Source organism: Veillonella dispar (assembly GCF_937975875.1).
In the GTDB taxonomy this organism is placed as follows: domain Bacteria; phylum Bacillota; class Negativicutes; order Veillonellales; family Veillonellaceae; genus Veillonella; species Veillonella dispar_B.
In genome coordinates this window covers 1-3,800 of sequence record NZ_CALJSP010000160.1, presented here as the reverse complement: position 1 = coordinate 3,800, position 3,800 = coordinate 1, and the positions used below count along the sequence as shown (strand labels likewise).

The window sequence follows — 3,800 nt, the reverse complement described above, 5'->3', positions numbered from 1 at the left end:
GGTAGGTTCAGGAACCGTTCTGTCCTTGATAAGCTTATTAACCTCATCATCAAGAGTAGGGCTAGTACTATCGATAGATCTAGCCTTTACATGCATAAATACCACATCAGAGGTTCTAAACACCCTACCATCAATGTCCTTCGTTTCGCCCTGCGTTTCAATAGCATCCTTTAATACTCGGAATTGATAAGGTCCATAAAACTTTGTATCTGTAATAGCATCTAATGCCGCATCATATTGACCATTATGTACATTCGTAACATGCATAACAGTCTTTGTATCGCTAGCTTGTGAAAGCATCGGTACGGCTAAACACAAACCTAGACTAAGTAATGTAATATAACGTTTCATATGAGTCTCCCTCTCCCTAAAAACTATTATCTTATTTGTATTGTAACATAATTTATCTATCCTATAATAATAATTACAAAGCGAAAAAGGTTCCTATTGGTCACCTAGGTGACTATTAGGAACCTCTAATCTATTTACTTTTATTATTTACACATCTATATTGAACTTGAGGCCTCTAAATGGGTCCAGCCTTTGCTAATCATCTAGAGATTGGCGGTGATCAATATGAGTACATTCAAAGTGTTATCACTCATGATTTCCTTTGGCATACTTGTGGCGACCATTATCATGGCAGCAAAGTGATTGACCTCTAGCTGAAAGCTAGCTTTCTAATCGTGACATGAAAAAAGGCCCGACTGTGAAGTCAGACCGTTTCTTCAATTTCAAATACTAGAAGCGAAGTCTGGCGACCAAAACCACTTATGCCTCACTTTGATATAAATTATATCATATCTAAACACGGAAAGGAATTAAACAATTCCTTTCCTGTTTTCATTTATGAACCTTCATGGTGTATACGAATAGCATAAAATTCTTGAAATACAGGTGGTTCCTCCTCCATAAAATCTCTCATAGAAATGAGTCTACGCTTTCCTATACGTCTATCTAAAACTGCAAGGATACGTACAATTAAATTATCACTAACGAGGCTCTTATCAATACTTTAATTATCAAATTCCTCAAAAGCCTGATAAAAACAGCGCTGATCAAATACGCCTAATTCTAGGGCTGTATTGTCTACAAATGGAAAACTTTCATGCATTCTCCGTTCATAGGTATCATCTTTAGGAAATAGATGCGCCTTCACATATTGATTCCAATAGTTTCCCTTTATAATCTCCTTCCCATTATATCGTATAGCCGCTCTGCCCTCATGATCAGGTGATTTGCTATAGGTAGTAGCAAAATATTGAATATGCCCTCGCAAGCTTAAAGCCAAATATTCTGTTTCTAACTTATTTCGTATACCTGACCACGTTGCCATACGATTTACTCCTAATCATACAAACATATATATTACTATCATTAAAGACATGCTCTTTGTGTTCTTATTTATATCATATCAAATATGTAAAAAGAATACAGAATTCAAATTCATTCTAACATAGAGTAAAATATAATTAATATACAAATTTTGCTATCTATACTCTGACGTTCAAAAGGTATCTTTATGATTATTTACTCTTCTACAAAACAATCTTTTATCCAAGATTTTGAGCAGGGTGTTTTGGTAAAAAAACTCCATCAAACATTAACAGAAAAATATCGTCGTGTTGGTGACTCTGAGATTCATTCATGGCAAACTTCATTATCTTATATGGCTAATGTTATGCGTGATTTCGCTATACCTGATCTAGCTGGTGTAGCCATCGAATATATTGTGCCAAACACGCAAAAACGGGTGGACTTTATTATTACAGGTTTAGATCACCAAAATAAAGAACATGTAGTTATTGTTGAACTTAAACAATGGGACGAAGCTTTCAAGGTAACAGATAAGGATAATATTGTATCTACCTACCTTCGCGGTGGACTCCATGAAGTAACCCATCCTTCCTATCAAGCTTGGTCCTACTGTAGTCTCATTGAGAACTTTAATGAAGATGTACAGACTAGACCTATTGAGTTACATCCATGTGCTTTTTTACATAACTTCGATGAAAATATATCTCCTGAGCTTCGTGACCCTATTTATAATGATATCTTAAATATCTCTCCGATGTTTACACTAGGCCAAATGGATAGCTTACGTAGCTTTATCAAAACCTATATTCCAAAGCCTGATACTACAAATATCATGGAGTCTATTGAGCATGGTAAGTTAAGACCATCAAAATCACTTCAAGATTCTATTTTAAATATGCTAAAAGGCAATAAAGAATTTGTCTTAATTGATGACCAAAAGGTAGAGTTTGAACAAATAAAAAAAGCTGCCTTTGATGCTATTAAAAATAACCAGAAAACGGTATACATAGTTCGTGGTGGCCCTGGTACCGGTAAAAGTGTAGTTGCTATCAACTTATTAGCTGAATGTATCCACAATGGCTATATGGCACAATATATTACTTCAAATGCTGCGCCACGTAATGTATATAGCACCATGCTACAAAAAGGATTTAAGAAAACAGAGATTAAAGCATTATTCCAAAGTAGTGGTACCTTCCATACACGATCTAAAAATGCACTTCAAATTGCAATTGTTGATGAAGCACATCGATTACGTGAAAAATCTGGAATGTACCAAAATGAAGGAGAAGACCAAATCAAAGAAATTATTAATGCCTCCCTCTTTAGTGTCTTCTTTATTGATCGAAATCAACGTGTTACTTTTAAAGATGCAGGTACTATCGATAAAATATTAAAGTTTAGTACAGAACAAAAAGCGCTTATTTATGAAGGTGCACTAGAATCTCAGTTTCGTTGTAATGGCTCTGATGGCTATTTAGCCTGGCTAGACAACGTTCTTCAAATTGCAGAAACAGCAAATTATGATGGTTTTGAAGGTGATTATGACTTTAGAATCTTTGATAATCCTCATGATATGTATAACGCTATAAGAACTAAAAATGAGATAAACAATAAATCTCGACTTTTAGCAGGCTATTGTTGGGACTGGCCTAAGGAAGGTCGTACAACATCTATAGTCAAAGACATTCAAATACCAGAACACAATTTTGGAATCAGCTGGAACTTAGGTAATTCTAATACATATGCTATAGATCCAGATTCTATCAATGAGGCTGGATGTATTCATACTACTCAAGGTCTCGAGTTTGAATATGTCGGTGTAATCATTGGTGATGATTTACGTTATGAAAATGGTCAACTTATCGTAGATATTACAAAACGTGCAAAAACCGACCAGTCTATTAAAGGCATTAAGAAACTTTTAAAAGAAAAACCAGAAGAAGCACAACGTATTGCAGATGAGATTGTAAAAAATACTTATCGTACATTAATGACACGAGGTCAAAAAGGCTGTTATATTTACTGTACAAATAAAGAACTATCTAATTATTTTAAACTAGCTTATAACCATCAATTGAGCTATACCTATAATAATTCTCAAGCTAATCTTGATAGTCAAAAAATAGCTGCTGATCGTAAAAGCACAGATCAAGATACACTTCAATGTAAGCCAAATAAATTATAAACTACCTGCCCTCTATTCATTAATAGTTTATCTATAATAAACATAACCCTAGGCAGATAAGCATATTATTGATTATAATATATATGTGTGTTTTTATTAGAGGAGTGAATTATGAAACAGACAAAAAGAATTATAATCATGACCTTACTTACCATGATTACAATGATTTCTACTGTATTGGGGTATACAGGAAACATGAATACTGGGAAGTTCCATTATGATGACTGCCGTCACGTATCTCGCATGAATGAAATTAATAAAATTTACTTTGATACACGTACGGAAGCTATCAATA

The 3,800-nt window shown here is 34.2% G+C and carries 3 protein-coding genes and 2 pseudogenes; 3 read left to right on the top strand and 2 right to left on the bottom strand.

Annotated elements, in window-relative coordinates; all coding sequences use genetic code 11:
• Nucleotides 1–351: pseudogene (locus tag Q7P05_RS07775) on the bottom strand (hypothetical protein); the annotation flags it as partial.
• A gap of 225 nt (nucleotides 352–576) precedes the next feature.
• Here Q7P05_RS07775 and Q7P05_RS09635 point away from each other — a divergent pair.
• Nucleotides 577–654 (top strand): putative holin-like toxin, encoded by a 78-nt coding sequence (locus tag Q7P05_RS09635; protein ID WP_223209338.1) that lies wholly within the window; start codon nucleotides 577–579, stop codon nucleotides 652–654.
• A gap of 193 nt (nucleotides 655–847) precedes the next feature.
• On the opposite strand, the pseudogene Q7P05_RS07765 reads toward Q7P05_RS09635, so the two are convergent.
• Nucleotides 848–1,336 (bottom strand): annotated as a pseudogene (locus Q7P05_RS07765) (hypothetical protein).
• A 186-nt stretch (nucleotides 1,337–1,522) separates the two neighbouring features.
• On the opposite strand from Q7P05_RS07765, the gene Q7P05_RS07760 reads away from it, so the two are divergent.
• Nucleotides 1,523–3,505 carry a DUF2075 domain-containing protein gene (locus Q7P05_RS07760; RefSeq protein WP_303931475.1) on the top strand — a complete coding sequence of 661 codons (1,983 nt, stop codon included), beginning with the start codon at nucleotides 1,523–1,525 and terminating at the stop codon, nucleotides 3,503–3,505.
• Between the two features lie 111 nt (nucleotides 3,506–3,616).
• Nucleotides 3,617–3,800, top strand: a 184-nt coding sequence (locus Q7P05_RS07755; protein ID WP_303931473.1) for a hypothetical protein, incomplete at its 3' end; no start/stop codon positions are given.